Genomic DNA, 2,840 nt, shown 5'->3' with positions numbered 1-2,840 from the left:
CAGAAGCAATTGGTCGGCATGCTGGTGCGGGCTTGGGAGAGCGGTGAGGAACGATGTCGGACCGGTGAACTTCTGGAGGATGTGGAATCGACCTCGTCGACCCTCGTCAAATTTTTCAGCGGGCGATCCGACTGGAAGGAACTGATCGGCTACGGCAACGGTTTCTGCTGGCTCAAAGTTTGATTCATCGGATTGCCCATGGCGCTTCCATTTGAGCCGCTCCCAACAAGAGCGGCTCATTCCGTTTCAGATGGCATGATTTCAGCCACAAAAGCCGCCTTCCTGCCTACTCTCTGTTTCGCGCCGCCATATTTGTTTTCCTGCAATTTCTACATCTATTTGTTCATGTTGTTCTTTATGACTTCACCCCTCTATCCTCGATCCTCGAATGAACGTCGAACCGCCGCCTTCGAGGAGACCGAGGGAAAGATGATCACCACCACCGATCCCAACCGCATGACCCCCGACCAACGCCTGGACGAGATCGCCGCCATCCTCGCCTCCGGCGTCCTCCGCTTGCGCCTGAAAAGAGCACAACATTCTGGAAATCCAGAGAATTTATCCCTGGATAACGGCAACCGAGTGAGCCCTTATGTCACCGTTCGCAACGCAAGAGAAGGAGGAACGGAACCATGAGCACCCTCGCCGAACTCGCCGCCCTGCCGGGCAAATCCACCCAGGAGTTGAACCAGCTTTGGCGCAAGCTGTTCGAAAGCGACCCGCCCCAGGCGGGAAAGGATTATCTGGTGCGCCGCCTGGCCTACCGGGTTCAGGAATTGGCCCATGGCGGCCTCTCCCAGGCGGCGACCGCCATTCTGGACGGGTTGGGGCGAGGGACGCCAGCGCCAAGCAAAGCGCCAGCCAAGCCAGACGTCGCCACCCCCGCGCCTGGAGCGCGCCTGATCCGGGAGTGGCAGGGCGTGGAGTACGTCGTCACCGTGCTGGACGACGGCTTCGAATACCAGGGACGCAAATTCAGAAGCCTGTCCTCGGTGGCCAAGGCCATCACCGGAACCCACTGGTCAGGACCGCTCTTTTTTGGCCTGCGCAAAGGAGGCAAGGCATGAACCGCAAGAAAACCACCGCCGCCATAACGCCCAAGGTGCGCTGCGCGATCTACACCCGCAAATCCACCGACGAGGGCCTCGACCAAGAATTCAACTCTCTGGATTCACAACGGGAATCCTGTCTGGCCTACATCGCCAGCCAAAAGGCGGAAGGGTGGCTCCCGGTCGCGGACCACTACGATGATCCCGCTTTTTCCGGCGGCACCCTCAACCGGCCCGCCCTGCAACGGCTGCTGACTGACATCGACGCCGGGAAGGTCGATTGCGTGGTGGCCTACAAACTGGATCGGCTCTCCCGCTCCCTGGCCGACTTCACCCGGCTGATGGAGGTCTTCGAACGGCGCAACGTCACCTTCGTCAGCGTCACCCAGTCGTTCAACACCACCACCTCCATGGGGCGGCTGACGCTGAATATTCTCTTGAGTTTCGCGCAGTTCGAAAGGGAGACCACCGCCGACCGCATCCGGGACAAGTACCAGGCGAGTCGCCAGAAAGGGATGTGGATGGGCGGCCATCCGCCCCTGGGTTATGACATCAAAAACCGTGAACTGGTGGTCAACGCCAAGGAAGCGGAGCAGGTGCGCCACATCTTCCGCCGCTTTCTGGCCTGCGGATCGCCCACCCAGGTGGTGCGTGAATTGCGGGAGGCGGGCATTCACAACAAATCCTGGACCACCACCGAAGGCGTCCACCGGCAGGGGCAACCTTTCCACAAGGCGGCGTTGTACCGGATTCTCAAAAACCCGGTTTACATTGGCGAGGTGGTTTACCGGGAGGTTTCCTATCCTGGCAAGCATCAGGCCATCGTCGCCAGGGATCTTTGGGAGGGGGTGCATGGCCTGATTGCCGAGCATGTCCGCCCCTGTTCCTCCCTGCCACGGGGACAGACGCCGTTTCCCCTGAAGGGACTGGTGCGCTGCGGCCATTGCGGCATGGCCATGAAGCCCAGCCACTCCCGCAAGAACGGGCAGGTACAATACCGCTATTATATCTGCATCAACGCCGCCCGCACCAGCCACGACCAATGTACACTGCCCAGCATCCCGGCGGGGGAGTTGGAACGGTTGGTGCTCAACCGGGTGCGAAAAATTCTCAAATCGCCGGAGGTGGTGGCCCGCGCCATCCGGCAGGTGCGCAAGGCCGACCCGGAGATGTCCGAACGGGAGATCATCGACCTGCTGACCCGGCTGGATCCGGTGTGGGAGGAGCTTTTCCCCCTGGAACAGAACCGGCTGTTGAAACTGCTGGTGGAAACCCTGGTGGTGACCGCCAACGGCGTGGATCTGCAATTGCGGGTAGCGGGCCTGGGCACCCTGGTGGGCGAACTCTCTGGACAACCAGCATAAAACAGGAGATCATCACATGACCATGCGGCTTTCGGACGACGGCACCATTCTTCACATCCATATTCCCATGCAACTGCGGCGGCGGGGTGGCCGCAAGGTGATTCTTACCCCGGACGGCAAGGTCTCCCAACCCACCACCGAACCTGTTATGCCAGACGACCCGTTGGTACGGGCTTTGATCAAGGCGCGGCGTTGGCAGACCATGCTGGAGTCGGGCGAGGTGGCCACCATCAAGGATCTGGCGGCACTGGAGGGAGTGGATCGCTCCTACATGGCCCGAACCATGCGTCTCAACCTCCTTGCCCCGTACATCGTGGATGCCATTCTGGCCGGGAACTATCCAGACACCATCAATCTGGAAAGCCTGCGGGTGGGGTTCCCTCTGGACTGGCAGGAGCAACGGCAACGCTACGGGCTGGTGCAGTGA

At 60.5% G+C, this 2,840-nt stretch carries 5 protein-coding genes; all 5 read left to right on the top strand.

Annotated features, from left to right (window positions below; translation table 11 throughout):
* On the top strand, positions 1-183 hold a 183-nt coding region (locus tag HQL56_19360), incomplete at its 5' end, for a hypothetical protein (protein ID MBF0311676.1).
* 15 nt (positions 184-198) lie between these two features.
* Positions 199-636, top strand: a complete 438-nt coding sequence (locus HQL56_19355) for a hypothetical protein (GenBank protein ID MBF0311675.1) — start codon at positions 199-201, stop codon at positions 634-636.
* Positions 633-1,067 (top strand): DUF2924 domain-containing protein, encoded by a 435-nt coding sequence (locus HQL56_19350; GenBank protein MBF0311674.1) that lies wholly within the window; start codon positions 633-635, stop codon positions 1,065-1,067. Before HQL56_19355 ends, HQL56_19350 begins: the two co-directional genes overlap by 4 nt.
* Positions 1,064-2,413 carry a recombinase family protein gene (locus HQL56_19345; GenBank protein ID MBF0311673.1) on the top strand — a complete coding sequence of 450 codons (1,350 nt, stop codon included), beginning with the start codon at positions 1,064-1,066 and terminating at the stop codon, positions 2,411-2,413. The genes HQL56_19350 and HQL56_19345 overlap by 4 nt, the downstream gene beginning before the upstream one ends.
* A gap of 16 nt (positions 2,414-2,429) precedes the next feature.
* Positions 2,430-2,840 (top strand): hypothetical protein, encoded by a 411-nt coding sequence (locus tag HQL56_19340; GenBank protein MBF0311672.1) that lies wholly within the window; start codon positions 2,430-2,432, stop codon positions 2,838-2,840.

The organism is Magnetococcales bacterium (genome assembly GCA_015231925.1).
Classification (GTDB): domain Bacteria; phylum Pseudomonadota; class Magnetococcia; order Magnetococcales; family JADGAQ01; genus JADGAQ01.
Note: the sequence above shows the minus strand (reverse complement) of the source record. Positions and strands in the feature narration are given on the sequence as shown.